The organism is Janthinobacterium sp. GW822-FHT07A03 (assembly GCF_058798815.1).
Genome location: NZ_JBXAKW010000001.1, coordinates 180,091 through 194,499, shown reverse-complemented (window position 1 = coordinate 194,499; position 14,409 = coordinate 180,091). Strand labels below are relative to the sequence as shown.

Genomic DNA, 14,409 nt, shown 5'->3' with positions numbered 1-14,409 from the left:
ATTTTTGTATATCAGCAAGAATAATCATATAGATAACGTTCTGTGCGATAGGTGAAAAGCCATGAACTATCATGCCTGCATCATTGCCCCAGCGGCTCCCGGCCAGCACGGCCGCAGTGAACAATCTTTGTCCCGCGGCGGAAAGCAAGGATAATAGCGGCTAACTCATAAGCACAGTATTGGATTACCTCATGGAAATTAAAGTCAACTTTCTCGACAAGCTGCGTCTCGAAGCCAAGTTCGACGATTTTACGGTCATCGCCGACCAGCCCATCCGCTACAAGGGCGATGGCTCGGCGCCTGGCCCGTTCGATTACTTTTTGGCATCATCGGCACTGTGCGCAGCGTACTTCGTGAAGTTGTATTGCGATACGCGCAATATTTCCACGGAAAATATCCGCCTGTCGCAAAACAATATTGTCGATCCGGAAAACCGTTACCAGCAGATTTTCAAGATCCAGGTCGAGTTGCCGGCCGATATCTCGGCCAAGGACCGCCAGGGCATCCTGCGCTCGATCGACCGTTGCACGGTGAAAAAAGTGGTGCAAGCGGGACCCGAGTTCGTCATTGAAGAGGTCGCGAATCTGGATGCCGATGCGCAATCCTTGTTGATGCTCAATCCGGCCAGCGAAGCCAGCACCTATATTGTGGGCAAGGACTTGCCGCTGGAACAGACCATCGCCAATATGTCGGGCCTGCTGGCGGGCCTGGGCATCAAGATTGAAATCGCCTCGTGGCGCAACATCATTCCGAACGTGTGGTCGCTGCATATCCGCGATGCGCACTCGCCCATGTGCTTTACCAACGGCAAGGGCGCGACCAAGGAAAGCGCGCTGGCGTCGGCCCTGGGCGAGTATATCGAGCGCCTCAGCAACAACCATTTCTATGCCGGTTCGTTCTGGGGTGTAGACATCGCCAACGCGGATTTTGTCCATTATCCGAACGAACGCTGGTTCAAGCCGGGCCGCAAGGATGCGCTGTCGAAGGAGATTCTCGACGAATATTGCCTGGAGATCTACAACCCCGATGGCGAGCTGCGCGGCTCGCACCTGGTCGACACCAACTCCGGCAATGCCGAGCGCGGCATCTGCTCGCTGCCGTATGTGCGCCATTCCGACGGCAAGGTCGTGTATTTCCCGTCGAACCTGATTGAAAACTTGTACGTCAGCAATGGCATGAGCGCCGGCAATACCCTGGTCGAGGCGCAAGTGCAATGCCTGTCGGAAATTTTCGAACGGGCCGTCAAGCGCGAAATCCTCGAAGGCGAAATCGCCCTGCCCGACGTGCCGCAGGAAGTGCTGGCGAAATATCCGGGCATCCTTGCGGGCATACAGGGGCTGGAAGAACAGGGTTTCCCCGTGCTGGTGAAAGATGCGTCGCTGGGCGGCGTGTATCCGGTGATGTGCGTTACCCTGATGAACCCGCGCACGGGCGGCGTGTTTGCCTCGTTCGGCGCGCATCCGAGCCTGGAAGTGGCGCTCGAGCGCAGCCTGACGGAATTGCTGCAGGGCCGCAGCTTTGAAGGCTTGAACGACTTGCCGCAGCCGACGTTTGCCAGCGAAGCCGTCACCGAGCCGAACAACTTCGTCGAACACTTCATCGATTCGAGCGGCATCGTCTCGTGGCGCTTCTTCAGCGCCAAGGCCGATTACGATTTTGTCGAGTGGGATTTTTCCGGCCACGGCGAGAACTCGAATGCCGAGGAAGCGGCGACCCTGTTCGGCATCCTCGCCGGCATGGGCAAGGAAGTGTACACGGCCGTATACGACCAGCTGGGCGCCACCGCCTGCCGCATCCTCGTGCCAGGTTATTCCGAGGTGTATCCGGTCGAAGATTTGATCTGGGACAACACCAACAAGGCGCTGCTGTTCCGCGCCGACATCCTGAACCTGCATAAGCTGGACGATGCCAGCCTGGAAGACTTGCTCGACCGCCTGGAAAACAGCGAGCTCGACGAGTACGGCGACATCGCCACCCTGATCGGCATCGAGTTTGACGAAAACACGGTCTGGGGCCAGCTGACGACCCTGGAATTGAAGCTGCTGATTCATCTCGTCCTGCAGCAATTCGAGGAAGCGAAAGAACTGGTGGAAACTTTCCTGCAGTACAACGACAACACGCTCGAGCGCAAGCTGTTCTATCAAGCCTTGAACGTGGTGCTGGAAGTGGAACTCGATGACGCGCTGGAGCTGGACGATTATGTGGTCAATTTCCGCCGCATGTTTGGCAACGACCGCATGGATGCGGTGCTGGGCTCCGTGGACGGCAGCGTGCGCTTCTTCGGCCTGACCCCGACCAGCATGCAGCTGGAGGGCCTCGACAGGCACCAGCGCCTGATCGACAGCTTCAAGAAATTGCATACGGCGCGCGCCAAGGCGGCGGCCCGCTAGCGTCACCACCTGGGAACGATGCCATGGCCACACTGGAATTCTGGTTCGATTTCGGCAGCAACTACAGCTACCTGAGCGCCATGCGCATCGAAGCGCTGGCGCGTGAAAAGCAGGTGCATGTGATCTGGAAACCCTTCCTGCTGGGCGTCGTCTTCAAGGCGCTGGGCTGGGAGACGTCGCCCTTCATCTTGCAAAAAATCAAGGGCGACTACACGTGGCGCGACATGGCGCGCCAGTGCGAAAAGTACGGCTTGCCATGGCGGCAACCGGGCACCTTTCCCCGCACGGCCCTGCTGCCCATGCGCGTGGCGCTGATCGGCGCGGACCAGGGCTGGATTGCGCCCTTTGCGCGCCACATGATGGCGATGAATTTCGCCGCGGACCGCGATATCGACAACACCGAGGCCGTCAGCGAGGCTTTGCAGGAACTGGGCCTCGATGCACGCGCCATCCTGGCGCTGGCTTTGACGCAGGACAACAAGCTGCGCCTGCGCCGCCAGACTGAGCAGGCACAAGCGCTCAAGCTGTTCGGCGCCCCCAGCTTCATCAGTGACGGTGAACTATTCTGGGGCAACGACCGGCTGGACGATGCGCTGGCGCATGCGGCGGGCCTACGGTCACTGTCAATGTGAAACCTGACTCCGCTTTCGGGAAGCACGGGCGCAAGAAGCAGCCTCAGCAATACACGAGCACGCGCGTTTCTACACCTTTCCGGCATGAGAATAACGTCGTGTCAAAAAAAATAGTTAACTTGTAGTCGCTTTGGATTGCACGTACATTTCCCCTCGGTAATTGCATTTATGCCATGCAAGGAGGAGCGAAATGAAAGCATTTCCTGCGCTGCCATTACTGGCGCTGCTATTGGGCGGATGCGGCTTTGCTCCGCCCAATGCCTATCCGATCTTTCGCATGCCCAGCAGCGCGGAAAGCAATGCGCTGACCGAGAGCGCGCAGAGCGATACCTTGTTTGGCGCTCCCGCCACGCTGGAAGAGAGCAAGATGTTATTGCTCAAGCAAAGATTCTGGTATTTGAAACTGGCCGAGGATAGCCAGCGCGCCATCTACAACCAGAGCGACTGGGCCTTGGCGGGCGGAGCCGTGGGAACCGCCGGCGGCCTGCTCAAATCGCTGCCGACGGCGGCACTTGGCGCCGTCATCGGCGGTGGCGCCGGCCTGGTCGCTTCCCGCTACTCGCTGGACCAGCAATCGACGCTGTACGCCAGGGCGGCCGGCAAGGTGGCTTGCCTGAGCGTCGTCGTGTCAAGCTATGAACAACGCAAGCGCCCGCTCGAAAAAGTGACCGCCTGGCCCGACAGCATCGAACAGCAAACGACTTCCTCGCTCAATTTCGCCTGGCTCACCGTGCTGGCGGAACTGCGTGCCTCGCTGCAAGTGCTCAAGCCGCAGGAAGTCAACATCAAGCAAATCATCGATCTGCGCGACCGCTATGCCAGCAACAGCGTTGTAGTCAACAGTACTGGAAATAATCTCTCGGCCGCCCTGCTCCAGCAGGAACGCTTACGGCAGCTACAGTCGGGGGGAGAAAAACCGCAGAGCGAGCAAGCCCGGCTTGCCGTGAAGGCTGCGGCGAACGAGGTGAATGAAACCGCCGCGAACGCCGTTCGCATCGCTCAGTTGGCCCAAATGGCAGCCTTGGGCGAGCTTACGCTGGCCGAAATCGACTCCTGCGTCCTGATCGGCAAACCCAAGGCGGAATAAATCCCTTGCGGCGAACTTTCACCGTGGTGCGATGACAAACCCTATTCCGATGACAACTTGGAGCATACCCATGGACAAGGAACTGAGCAAACAAATCATCGCGGCGGCCAATAGCGATGCACTGCTGCACGCAGCCCAGCAGCGCGCGGCTGCGGAGCTTGGGCTGAAAAACGCACAGCCGCCGCTGGAGAAAGGTTGCGCGGCAACATTGAGCGCACTGCTGATCTCTGCAGGCGTGGATATCCCCCTCACCTTGGGCGCGGGGCACCTGGCGCAACGCCTGGGCGGCAGCGGCAGTCAATCGCGCCGCTGGCAGCGCATCGGCGTAGGAGAGCAGCAGGCCGGCGATGTCGGCATCACCTATGACCTGAAGAGCCCGCCTGGCGCCGACCACATCTACCTCGTGGCGGAACGCCTCGACGCCGATGCCATGCGCATCGCCGACAACCAGCAGGCGCAGACCCATACACGCTATGCCTCAGGCAAGGACAAGACACCGACCGAGTATTTCCTGCGCCCCAGCGGTCCGGACGTCGCCGCCGTCCCGCTGGCGGCACCGGCCTTGCCGCTGCCAGCGCATGTGCCCGCCCAATTGCCGGCCCAGTTGCAGGAAACAATACTGGACATTGCGGCCCATTCCGAACTGGCACGTTACGACTGGCCCGAGCGCAGCATCGCGCCGGCAGGCTACATCAAGGGCATGGCCCTGGCATTTGCCAAGGCATACCACAACTGGCGAGAAAACGATGCCGCGGCCGTGGCAATGGCCGCGGCCGCGCATGGCAAAGACGACAACGATGCGCTGGACTGGTATGGCGGGCAATTCGCGGCCTTGGGCATGCAAAATGACAAGGATGGCGCCGATACCCTGCGCCATCTGTATGTGCTCCTGACGGGCCTGGGCATGCGCGAGAGTTCGGGCCGCTATTGCGAAGGCCGCGACAAGAGCGCCAAGAATACGACGGCCAGCACGGCCGAGGCGGGACTGTTCCAATCCAGCTATAACCTGATCGGAAAATCTGCCCTGATGCAGCAGCTATTCGCCTCGTATGCGGGTTCCACGGAGCTGCTATCGGTCTTCCGGGAAGGCGTGCATTGCAAGCCCGGCGATCTGGAAAATCATGGTTCGGAAAAGAATGGCCTGGCATTCCAGCAACTATCGAAATCCTGCCCCGCTTTCGCCGTCGAACTGGCGGCCCTGGGGCTCAGGCACAATCGCTTCCACTGGGGGCCCATCAACAACCGGACGGCGGAACTGCGCCTCGAATGCGACTGGATGCTGCTGCAGGTACAGCATGCGGTGAAGCAAGCCACGCAATAGACGCGGGCGGCAAACGCCCGCGCATCGGCTCAGCCGCCCGCCAGCGCCGCGATCTCCTTCTGCATGTTGTCAATGGCCCGCTCGTTGTACTGGTCGGCGAAATAAGCATCGCCAAACAGCTGGCCCGCCTGCGCCTTGGCGCACAGGTGCTGCAGGGCCAGGCCCCGCTGCTGGTTGAAACGCGCGGGGTCCACGTGCGCGTATTCGCGGCCGATGGCTTGCGTGTAGGCCTGGTACACCTCTTCATCTTGCCCGAGGATGGCCAGGTCGGCGCTGAGCATGGCGTCTTTCAGCGCATGGCTGATGCCGGGGCCCTGGAAATGGTCGGTGGCGCGTATCAATTGCGCTACATCAAGGTTGTCGCCCGTATCGAGGCCGCTGGCCAGCCACAGCTGGGCACTGGCCTCTTCGCTCGAATACAGCGCGTCGTCGTCGTGGCTGTAGACGGCATCGTGGAACCAGAAGGCTTTCTTGACCAGCGCGCTGTCGCGCTTGGGCGCATAGGTATTGTCGGCCCATACGCGGATCTCGGACAGGCCGTGCACCAGATGGTCGAGGTTATGATAGTGGCGGTCCGCGCCGCCGTAGGCCTGCGGTCCCGTCAGGTGCGCGAACCAGTGGTCAAACAGGGCGATGTCGGCTTGCGGGGCGGTGGCGTAGTTCCACAGCACTTCCCACTCCTTGCGCAGGCAGTCGAGTATCCACGCCTGGTAGGCCGGGCCGGGAACGAATTTTTTCATGGTCCAGTTCCAGCCGACAGGTCCTTCCAGCGCCTTGACGAAGCTGGAGCTGACGGAACCGAGGTCGCGCGGCGGCATGACGAAGATCGTCTTGGCGCCCTGCAACACGTCCACATTGGTTTGCTGGATCAGGTTTTCATAGTCGAAATCGGCCGTCGTGCGGATGCCGCGGATCAGGTAGTCGCAGCCATGCTTCTTCGCCGCGCGCGCCGTGTAGTCGCCCTTGACGATGACCACCTGCACATTCTCCCAGCCGCACTCGCGCGCGCTCTGTTCGATGATGCGCTTGCGGTCTTCGGCGGGGAATTGCGGCTTCTTGGCGGGGTTTTGCGACAGGAACACGATCACCTCGTCGGCGAGCGAACGCGCTTCGCCGATCACCCACATATGACCGTTGGTGATGGGGTCGAGGGTTCCTGAAAATCCGATTCTCTGCATGCTGCGCTCCGTGGTCTGGTTCTGCTTGTTTCGCAGACAATATAGGGCCACGGCGCGCGCGTCAATGCAACATGCCAAAGATGATGGTTAAAACGCTCATTTCACGGCTTGCGGGAATTCCACGCGCACGCACAGGCCGCCCAGGCGCTCGGATTTATCCAGCACCAGGCGCGCGCCATGGCGCTCGGCGATGGCCTTGATGATGGCCAGCCCCAGGCCGCTGCCGTTGGCGTCCGTACCCGGCACGCGGTAGAAGCGGCTGAAGACGCGCTCGCGCTCCTCGGGCGGGATGCCGGGGCCGCTGTCTTCCACCGATAACGTCACGCCGACGGGGCTGGCGCGCAGGTCGATGTCGACCGTACCGCCCTGGGGCGTGTACTTGATGGCGTTGTCCACCAGGTTGCGCAGCATGATGTTGAGCGCATCGGCCTGCCCCGCCACCTTGGCCGGGTCCATGTGGTGCAGGCCCAGGTCGATCTTGCGCGCCTGCGCGATGCCGGCCATGTCGCCCAGCGCCCGCTTGACGACGTCGTTCAAGTCCACCGCCTGCAGCTGGTCGCCGCTGGCGGCGCTCGCTTCCTGGCGCGCCAGCACCAGCAGCTGCTCGACCAGGCGCGTGGCCCGCTCGATGCCGGCGCTCACGCGGCTGATCGCCAGGCTGCGCTTTTCTGCCGATTCGGCCCGTTCCAGGCTCAATACCTGCAGTTTCAATGCCGCCAGCGGCGTGCGCAATTCATGCGCCGCGTCGGCAACAAAGTGCTGCTGCGCGTCGAACGCCGTCTTGACGCGCCCGAACAGCAGGTTCAGTTCATGCACCAGGGGCCGCACTTCGTCGGGCAAGCCCGCTTCCGAGACGGGCGACAGGTCGTCCGCCTGGCGCGCCGCCACCTGCTTGCGCACGCGCGAGACGGGCGCCAGCGAACCGCTGACGACCCACCAGACCACCAGCATCAGGATAGGCGCCATCAGCGCGATGGGACCGACCGTGCGCAGCGCCAGGCTGCCGGCCATGCGCTTGCGCACGGCCATGTCCTGGGCAATCTGCACGGTCTGGGAACTGGTTTGCACGGAAAAGATGCGGTAGGTGGTGCCGTTGGCTTTCACGTTCGAAAAGCCCAGCACGGCGCGCTGCGGCAGTTCCGCGCGCGTGATCGAACGGAACACCTGCACGCCGTCCGGGGTCCACACCTGCACCACCATGTCATTGTTGACGGGGTCGGCCGGCAAGGCTTGCGCGTGGTTGGCCAGCGGCGCGCCGGAGCGCAGCGACAGGGCCATCTGCTGCATGTGATAGTCGAAGATCTGGTCGGCGTCGTACAGGGCGCTGCGGTAGGCGATCGACGCCTGCGCCAGGGCCGCCATGATGATGGCCGCCAGCAAAAACCACAGCAGGCGGCCGCGCAGCGAGTGCGTCACCGTGACCTTCATCCTCATGCCTTGGGCACCATGTAGCCGAGGCCGCGCACGTTCTGGATCAAGTCGCTGCCGAGCTTCTTGCGCAAGCCATGGATATACACTTCCACGGCATTGCTGTTGACTTCATCTTTCCAGCTGTACAGTTTTTCTTCCAGCTGCGCGCGCGACAGCACGATGCCGGGACGCGCGATCAAGGCTTCCAGCACGGCCCATTCGCGCGCCGACAGGTTCACGGGATGGCCCTCGGCGATCACTTCGCGCGTCAGCGGATTGATGGAGACGCCCTGGTGCTCGAAGACCGGTTCCGGCCGCCCCGAGGCACGCCGCAGCAAGGCGCGGATGCGCGCCAGCAGTTCGTCGAGGTCATACGGCTTCAGGACGTAATCGTCAGCGCCCGCGTCGAGGCCGGCGATGCGCTGCTCGATGGCGTCGCGCGCCGTGGCTACCAGCACAGGCGTGTCGAGCTTGCGCAAACGCATCGAGCGCAGCACGTCGAGACCATCCTTGCGCGGCAAGCCCAGGTCCAGCAGCACCAGGTCGTAGGTCTGCGTCTGCAGGGCCGTATCGGCCATGTCGCCATCCTTGACCCAGTCCACCGCGTAATGCTCGGCGCGCAGCAAGTCGAGCACCACCTCGCCGATCATCGTGTCGTCTTCTACCAGCAATAGCCGCATGCCCTACTCCTTCATATTGTTACTGTTTTATCGACCTTGCATCCTGCGCCAGATCAACCGAGGCGCACGGGAATGAAGATCTTATCGGGGCCGCGCTGTATCAGCAAGGCGACCGACTTGGCGGATTTTTCCACCACGTCGCGCACTTGCTCGACCGTGTTGACGGGACGGCCATTCACCGACAATAGCACGTCGCCCGGCTGCACTCCGGCATTCGCGGCGGCACCGCCCGCGTCTTCCACCAGCAGGCCGGCACTGATGCCCGCCTCGCGTTTTTCATCCGATTGTAACGGACGCAGGGCCAGGCCCAGCTTTACCTTGCCGGCGGCGCTGTCGCTCTTCGCCACTTCGGCCACCTTGTCGGCCGCATTGCCCAGGGTTGCCGTCAGGCTGACAATCTTGCCGTCACGCCAGACATCCATGCTGATCTTGTCGCCTGGCAAGGACGTCCCCACCAGCGCCGGCAAGTCGGCCGAGCCGATGATGCGCTGGCCATTCACCTTGCGCACCACGTCGCCCGATTTCAGGCCCGCCTTGTCGGCCGGGCTGCCCCGCTCCACGTTGGCCACCAGCGCGCCTTCCGGCGTGGCCAGCTTGAACGAATCGGCAAAGCCCTGGTTGACTTCCTGCACCGTCACGCCCAGCTTGGCATGGCTGGCCTTGCCCGTGGCGACGATCTGGTCCTTGATGCGGCCGGCCAGGTCGATCGGAATGGCGAACGACAAGCCCTGGAAGCCGCCCGTCTGGCTGTAGATCTGCGAATTGATGCCGACCACTTCGCCGCGCGTGTTGAACAGGGGGCCGCCCGAGTTGCCCGGGTTCACCGCCACGTCCGTCTGGATGAACGGTACATTGCTGTCGTCCGGCAGCGAGCGGCCCTTGGCGCTGACCACGCCGGCCGTCACCGTGCTGTCGAAGCCGTATGGCGAACCGATGGCCAGCACCCATTCGCCCACTTTCAGGTCGCTCGAATGGCCGAGCGGCACGACGGGCAGGTTGTTGGCGTCGATTTTCAGCACGGCAATATCCGTCTTCGGGTCCGTGCCGAGCACCTTGGCGCGGAATTCGCGGCGGTCGTTCAGCTTGACGGTCACTTCGCGCGCATCGCGCACCACGTGGGCATTCGTCATGATGACGCCGTCGGGGCTGACGATGAAGCCGGAACCGAGGCCGTGCGTCGGCACGTCGCGGCCGCCCCGCTGTCCGCCTTGCGGGCCCTGGAAGCGGCGGAAGAATTCGAAGAAGGGGTCGTTGCCGAAGTCGTCGTTGCCGGCCTGGGCTGATGGGTCGTAAGCCACCTTGGTGCTGCCCGTGACGCTGATATTGACGACGGCCGGGCTGTTGCGCGCGGCGATCTGGCTAAAATCGGGCAAGGCCACCAGCGGCGCGCTGGCTGCAGGCGCCACGGCGGCAGCCACGGGGGCGGCGGGTGCGCCAGCGGCAGCGGCATTCGCGCCGGCATTGTTCTGATGCACCACCATGGCGCCGCCGGCGCCCAGCACACCGATCGCGGCCAGCGCGGCTACGGTGCGTTTGATTTTCAGGGATGCGGTATTCGTTTGCTGTTCCATGAATTGCTCCTCATTCAATGAGATTTTGATGTATGCAATAGTGGGCCACGAGTCTTAGGCGGTGCTTAACATTTTTCCATTTGGAAACAGGCATTTGCGCCTTTAAGCAGGGTTTAATCTTGCGTGCTCCGCGCACCTCGCATGGCGGGCAATGAAGTGCCCGAACGGGCTCCGGACGTGACACTGGCCGGATCAACCGGCCAGTATTTTACTGCATGGGAGAGGCTAGCCCGGGCGCCCGAGGGGCGCCGCGATCAGATCAGGCTGCCTGGCGCTGTTCCAGCGCATTCACGTTGGCGGCGATGGTGTCGCTGCCGCTGCCGATCTCGATCTTGCGCGGTTTCAGCGCTTCCGGCACTTCACGCACCAGGTCGATGGTCAGCATGCCGTTTTCAAACGTGGCGCCCGTGACCTTCACGTGGTTGGCCAGCTGGAAACGCTGTTCGAAATCGCGGGCAGCGATGCCGCGGTGCAAGAAAGTACGCTCGACGCCATCTTTCTGCTTGCGGCCCGTGACGTGCAGCGAGTCGCGTTCGGTGATGATGTCGATCTCTTCGCGCGAGAAGCCGGCCAATGCCATCACGATGCGGTATTTATCTTCCGACACCAGTTCGATGTTGTATGGGGGATAGCTCGGTTGCGCATCGGCGCGCTGTTCGTTGAGCAGCTGTGCCAGGCGGTCGAAGCCGATGGCGGAACGGTACAGGGGAGCAAGGTCAAAAGTACGCATGATAAATATCCTTTTCAAATGAAGCGATAAGAGGGGCGGACCTCACCGTGAGCATCCGCCTGTTACCGATATACGGCCTCTCCAGTCCCTTTCAAGGCCTTGAAATTGGCGTAAAACGCCCCAGACGGCCTCCAATTTGTAAGAAATTTTTACAGAATGCTAGACTTCCCGTTTGCCATTCCCGCCGCCGCCCCGTCCCATGCCCCGCTCCATGCCCTATTCCCGTGCCGTCCTGTCTCTGTCCTTCTCGCTTCTCGTTTTCACTGGCGCCCAGGCCGCCTCGCCCACTGCTCCCCCCATCGTGCTGCAGGTGGACGCCAGTAATGTGGCGCAGCAACTGTTCAGCATCCGCGCAAGCATTCCCGCCGCGCCCGGCAAGCTGACCTTGCTGTATCCACAATGGGTGCCGGGCAACCACGGCCCCAGCGGCCCGCTGAACCAGCTGGCCGGCCTGCGCCTGTCCGCCAACGGCCAGCCCCTGGAATGGCGGCGCGATCCCGTCAACATGTTCGCCTTCCACCTCGACGTGCCGGCCGGCGCCACGGCCGTGGAAGCGCAATACCAGCTCCTCTCGCCCGTCGACACGGGCCAGGGCCGCATCACCATGACAAGCGCCATGCTGGGCGTGCAATGGCATGCGATGACCCTGTATCCGGCCGGGCGCGCCGCGCGCGACATCCTCGTGCAGCCATCGTTGACCCTGCCGGCCGGCTGGGAATTTGCCAGCGCCCTGGAAGTGCGCGCGCGGGCGGCCACGCCGGCCAGCCAGCAAGTCGATTTCGAGCCGCTGGACCTCGACACCCTGGTCGATTCGCCCGTCTTCGCGGGGCGCCATTTCGAGCGCATCGACCTCGACCCGGGCGCCAAGGTGCCCGTACTGCTGAACGTGATGGCCGACAGCGCCGACAGCCTGGAAGCGTCACCGCAGCAAGTCGAGCAACACCGCGCCATGCTGCAACAAGCCTACAAATTGTTCGGCGCGCGCCACTACCGCCACTATGATTTCCTGCTGGCCTTGAGCGACGAGTTCGGCGGCATCGGCCGCGAACACATGCAGTCGAGCGAAAACGGCGTCAAGCCCGGCTATTTCAGCGAGTGGGACAAGAACGAGGCGGGCCGCGTGCTGCTGCCGCACGAGCTGGTGCACTCGTGGAACGGCAAGTTCCGCCGCCCCGCCGGCCAGGACACGCCGGACTTCAACACGCCGCTGCAAAACAGCCTGCTGTGGGTCTACGAAGGCCAGACGCAATACTGGGGCAATGTGCTGGCGGCCCGCTCCGGCCTGGTGGCCCCGGCCCACATGCGCGACCTGTTCGCTGCGACGGCAGCCCATTACGACGTCATGCCCGGGCGCAGCTGGCGCACCATGCAGGACACGACGAACGACCCCATCATCAATGGCCGGCGCCCCATAGCCTGGAGCAGCTGGCAGCGCGACGAGGATTACTATATGGAAGGCGCGCTGGTCTGGCTCGACGTCGACACCACCATCCGCGCACTGTCGGGCGAACGCCGCTCGCTGGACGACTTCGCCCGCAGTTTCTTTGGCATGCAGGACGGCAGCACCACGCCCCTGCCCTACACGTTCGAGGATGTGGTGGCGGCCCTGAACGCCGTGCAGCCGCACGACTGGGCCGCCTTTTTGCGCACGCGCCTCGACGGCCACGGCCCCGGTGCACCGCTCGATGGCCTGGCCCGCGCCGGCTGGAAACTCGTCTACCGCGACGCGCCCACGCCGTTCCTGAAAGCGAATGAAGAGCGCAGCAAGAGCACGGACCTGAGCTATTCGCTGGGTTTGACGATCGACAAGGATGGCAAGCTGGGCAAGCTGCTGTGGGACGGCCCCGCCTTCCAGGCGGGTTTGTCGGGCAACACGACCTTGCTCGCCGTGAATGGCACGGCTTACACGCCCAAGCTGCTGAAGGCGGCCATCCAGGCGGCCAGGACGAGCCCGCAGCCGATCAACTTGCTGGTCAGAAAGGGCAAGCAATTCCAGACGGTAGCGCTCGACTACCACGGCGGCTTGCGCTACCCGCAGCTGGAGCGCATCGCCGGCACGCGCGACCGCCTGTCGGCCATCCTGCAGGCGCGCTGAGGCGGGGATTGCCCGGTGATTTTGCGCCGCGCCCCCTATGCGGGGCCGGCTTTTGGTGTATGCTGGCGGCATGAACAATGACACCGACATCCAGCTCAGCGGCCCCTTCAAGGCCACCGACGGCTCCGGCCGTGCCCACGACATCAAGGCCATCCGCATCTTCGACGAAGGCTACGGCATCATCGACGTCTACGTCGATTTCGCCGCCCCGCTCGAAGCGGGCGCCTACAAGGACAAGACCCTGGTCGGCCACATCCTGGCCCGCTTGCGCAGCCTCGGCTACGTGGGCCCCGACTTCGGCCACGGCGACCTGGGCTTGCAGGACAAGAAACTCATCGTCCTGGAAGCGCCGGAGGAATTTTCCGCCTTTGCAGTCAGTAAAGGCTGGAAGGATCTTTCGGCAGAATTCGACGAAGACTGAGCCTTCAAGCTATCAGCACCATCTGCGCCGTACCCGCATCTTGCCGGTACGGCGTTTTTCATGCGCGACAACTTGGTTCAGCTTAGTTGATATAGCGCGCGCTCCAGGCGGCGATCACATTGGCGACATACGCGGCATCATTGCGCCCCGTCAATAAGTGGTCGGCATCGTCGAGCGAGACGAAACTTTTCGGGTGCTTCGCGGCAGTGAAAATATCCATGGCGTTCGACAGGCTCACCGTCGTGTCGTTCGGCGCGTGCATCACCAGCAGAGCGCGGCGCAGGCCGGCGATGTGCTCTTTCAGACTGTGGCTGCCCGCGTCATCGACGAATTGCTGGCGGATGCGGAAGGGCCGCCCTTCCAGCTGCACCAGCGCCTCGCCCTCGGCGGCGATTTGCTCCAGGTGCGCGCTGAACATGCGCGTCACATAGGCGGGCGTGCTGGGCGCGGCCAGGGTGGCAATGGCGGTGGCTTCCGGCACTTGCGCGGCGGCCGCCAGCACGGCGGCGCCCCCCAGGCTGTGGCCGATCAGCAATTGCGGCGCAGCATGTTTTGCCCGCAGGAAATCGGCGGCGGCGACCAGGTCGTCCACGTTCGACGAGAAATTGGTGGCGGCAAACTCGCCTTCGCTGGCGCCCAGTCCCGTGAAGTCGAAGCGCAGCACGGCGATGCCGTGTTCCGTCAAGCCTTGCGCGATGCGCCGCGCGGCCAGCACGTCCTTGCCGCAAGTAAAACAGTGGGCGAACAGCGCGTAGGCGCGAATGGCGCCGTCGGGCGCGTCGAGGCGCGCCGCCAGCACATGGCCGTGGGCGCCGGGAAAATCTTGCCGGGTGGATTTCATTGTCTCAGATCAAAGCTGCCGCGCAGGGCGGCCGATGACGCATTGTAGCGCCG

The 14,409-nt window shown here is 62.9% G+C and carries 12 protein-coding genes; 6 read left to right on the top strand and 6 right to left on the bottom strand.

The window, feature by feature from the left end; all coding sequences use genetic code 11:
• The first annotated feature begins 191 nt into the window (after positions 1 to 191).
• The 4 genes from AC1RJW_RS00915 to AC1RJW_RS00900 all read left to right on the top strand — a co-directional run bounded on the left by AC1RJW_RS00915 (position 192) and on the right by AC1RJW_RS00900 (position 5,430).
• A complete protein-coding gene (locus tag AC1RJW_RS00915) occupies positions 192 to 2,390 on the top strand; it encodes an OsmC domain/YcaO domain-containing protein (RefSeq protein WP_493042700.1) in 2,199 nt (732 codons plus the stop codon).
• A gap of 23 nt (positions 2,391 to 2,413) precedes the next feature.
• Positions 2,414 to 3,022 carry a 2-hydroxychromene-2-carboxylate isomerase gene (locus tag AC1RJW_RS00910; protein WP_493042698.1) on the top strand — a complete coding sequence of 203 codons (609 nt, stop codon included), beginning with the start codon at positions 2,414 to 2,416 and terminating at the stop codon, positions 3,020 to 3,022.
• 190 nt (positions 3,023 to 3,212) lie between these two features.
• On the top strand, positions 3,213 to 4,109 hold the full coding sequence (locus AC1RJW_RS00905) for a hypothetical protein (protein ID WP_493042696.1): 897 nt from the start codon (positions 3,213 to 3,215) through the stop codon (positions 4,107 to 4,109).
• A gap of 70 nt (positions 4,110 to 4,179) precedes the next feature.
• On the top strand, positions 4,180 to 5,430 hold the full coding sequence (locus AC1RJW_RS00900) for a hypothetical protein (protein ID WP_493042694.1): 1,251 nt from the start codon (positions 4,180 to 4,182) through the stop codon (positions 5,428 to 5,430).
• Positions 5,431 to 5,459: 29 nt separating this feature from the next.
• Here AC1RJW_RS00900 and coaD read toward each other — a convergent pair whose 3' ends face one another.
• The 5 genes from coaD to AC1RJW_RS00875 all read right to left on the bottom strand — a co-directional run bounded on the left by coaD (position 5,460) and on the right by AC1RJW_RS00875 (position 10,999).
• A complete protein-coding gene (gene coaD, locus AC1RJW_RS00895) occupies positions 5,460 to 6,608 on the bottom strand; it encodes a pantetheine-phosphate adenylyltransferase (RefSeq protein WP_493042692.1) in 1,149 nt (382 codons plus the stop codon).
• Positions 6,609 to 6,704: 96 nt separating this feature from the next.
• On the bottom strand, positions 6,705 to 8,036 hold the full coding sequence (locus AC1RJW_RS00890) for an ATP-binding protein (RefSeq protein WP_493044190.1): 1,332 nt from the start codon (positions 8,034 to 8,036) through the stop codon (positions 6,705 to 6,707).
• 2 nt (positions 8,037 to 8,038) lie between these two features.
• On the bottom strand, positions 8,039 to 8,698 hold the full coding sequence (locus AC1RJW_RS00885; RefSeq protein ID WP_034750756.1) for a response regulator: 660 nt from the start codon (positions 8,696 to 8,698) through the stop codon (positions 8,039 to 8,041).
• Between the two features lie 53 nt (positions 8,699 to 8,751).
• Positions 8,752 to 10,269 carry a Do family serine endopeptidase gene (locus AC1RJW_RS00880; protein ID WP_436540849.1) on the bottom strand — a complete coding sequence of 506 codons (1,518 nt, stop codon included), beginning with the start codon at positions 10,267 to 10,269 and terminating at the stop codon, positions 8,752 to 8,754.
• 259 nt (positions 10,270 to 10,528) lie between these two features.
• The gene (locus AC1RJW_RS00875) at positions 10,529 to 10,999 is read right to left on the bottom strand and encodes an Hsp20 family protein (protein WP_099408955.1); all 471 of its coding nucleotides are present in this window, start codon (positions 10,997 to 10,999) and stop codon (positions 10,529 to 10,531) included.
• Between the two features lie 211 nt (positions 11,000 to 11,210).
• Here AC1RJW_RS00875 and AC1RJW_RS00870 point away from each other — a divergent pair, with 211 nt between their 5' ends.
• A complete protein-coding gene (locus AC1RJW_RS00870; protein ID WP_493042688.1) occupies positions 11,211 to 13,094 on the top strand; it encodes a M61 family metallopeptidase in 1,884 nt (627 codons plus the stop codon).
• A 70-nt stretch (positions 13,095 to 13,164) separates the two neighbouring features.
• Positions 13,165 to 13,515: a hypothetical protein gene (locus tag AC1RJW_RS00865; protein ID WP_034783462.1), complete on the top strand. Its 351-nt coding sequence runs from the start codon at positions 13,165 to 13,167 to the stop codon at positions 13,513 to 13,515.
• An 82-nt stretch (positions 13,516 to 13,597) separates the two neighbouring features.
• Here the strand turns inward: AC1RJW_RS00865 and AC1RJW_RS00860 are convergent, their stop codons facing one another.
• Positions 13,598 to 14,356: an alpha/beta hydrolase family protein gene (locus AC1RJW_RS00860; protein WP_493042685.1), complete on the bottom strand. Its 759-nt coding sequence runs from the start codon at positions 14,354 to 14,356 to the stop codon at positions 13,598 to 13,600.
• Positions 14,357 to 14,409: the final 53 nt, after the last annotated feature.

What these genes read in the sequence shown, in the direction of transcription:
- AC1RJW_RS00915 (WP_493042700.1), top strand. Translation starts at nt 192, where the DNA reads ATGGAAATTAAAGTCAACTTTCTCGACAAGCTGCGTCTCGAAGCCAAG.
- AC1RJW_RS00910 (WP_493042698.1), top strand. Translation starts at nt 2,414, where the DNA reads ATGGCCACACTGGAATTCTGGTTCGATTTCGGCAGCAACTACAGCTAC.
- AC1RJW_RS00905 (WP_493042696.1), top strand. Translation starts at nt 3,213, where the DNA reads ATGAAAGCATTTCCTGCGCTGCCATTACTGGCGCTGCTATTGGGCGGA.
- AC1RJW_RS00900 (WP_493042694.1), top strand. Translation starts at nt 4,180, where the DNA reads ATGGACAAGGAACTGAGCAAACAAATCATCGCGGCGGCCAATAGCGAT.
- coaD (WP_493042692.1), bottom strand. Translation starts at nt 6,608, where the DNA reads ATGCAGAGAATCGGATTTTCAGGAACCCTCGACCCCATCACCAACGGT.
- AC1RJW_RS00890 (WP_493044190.1), bottom strand. Translation starts at nt 8,036, where the DNA reads ATGAAGGTCACGGTGACGCACTCGCTGCGCGGCCGCCTGCTGTGGTTT.
- AC1RJW_RS00885 (WP_034750756.1), bottom strand. Translation starts at nt 8,698, where the DNA reads ATGCGGCTATTGCTGGTAGAAGACGACACGATGATCGGCGAGGTGGTG.
- AC1RJW_RS00880 (WP_436540849.1), bottom strand. Translation starts at nt 10,269, where the DNA reads ATGGAACAGCAAACGAATACCGCATCCCTGAAAATCAAACGCACCGTA.
- AC1RJW_RS00875 (WP_099408955.1), bottom strand. Translation starts at nt 10,999, where the DNA reads ATGCGTACTTTTGACCTTGCTCCCCTGTACCGTTCCGCCATCGGCTTC.
- AC1RJW_RS00870 (WP_493042688.1), top strand. Translation starts at nt 11,211, where the DNA reads ATGCCCTATTCCCGTGCCGTCCTGTCTCTGTCCTTCTCGCTTCTCGTT.
- AC1RJW_RS00865 (WP_034783462.1), top strand. Translation starts at nt 13,165, where the DNA reads ATGAACAATGACACCGACATCCAGCTCAGCGGCCCCTTCAAGGCCACC.
- AC1RJW_RS00860 (WP_493042685.1), bottom strand. Translation starts at nt 14,356, where the DNA reads ATGAAATCCACCCGGCAAGATTTTCCCGGCGCCCACGGCCATGTGCTG.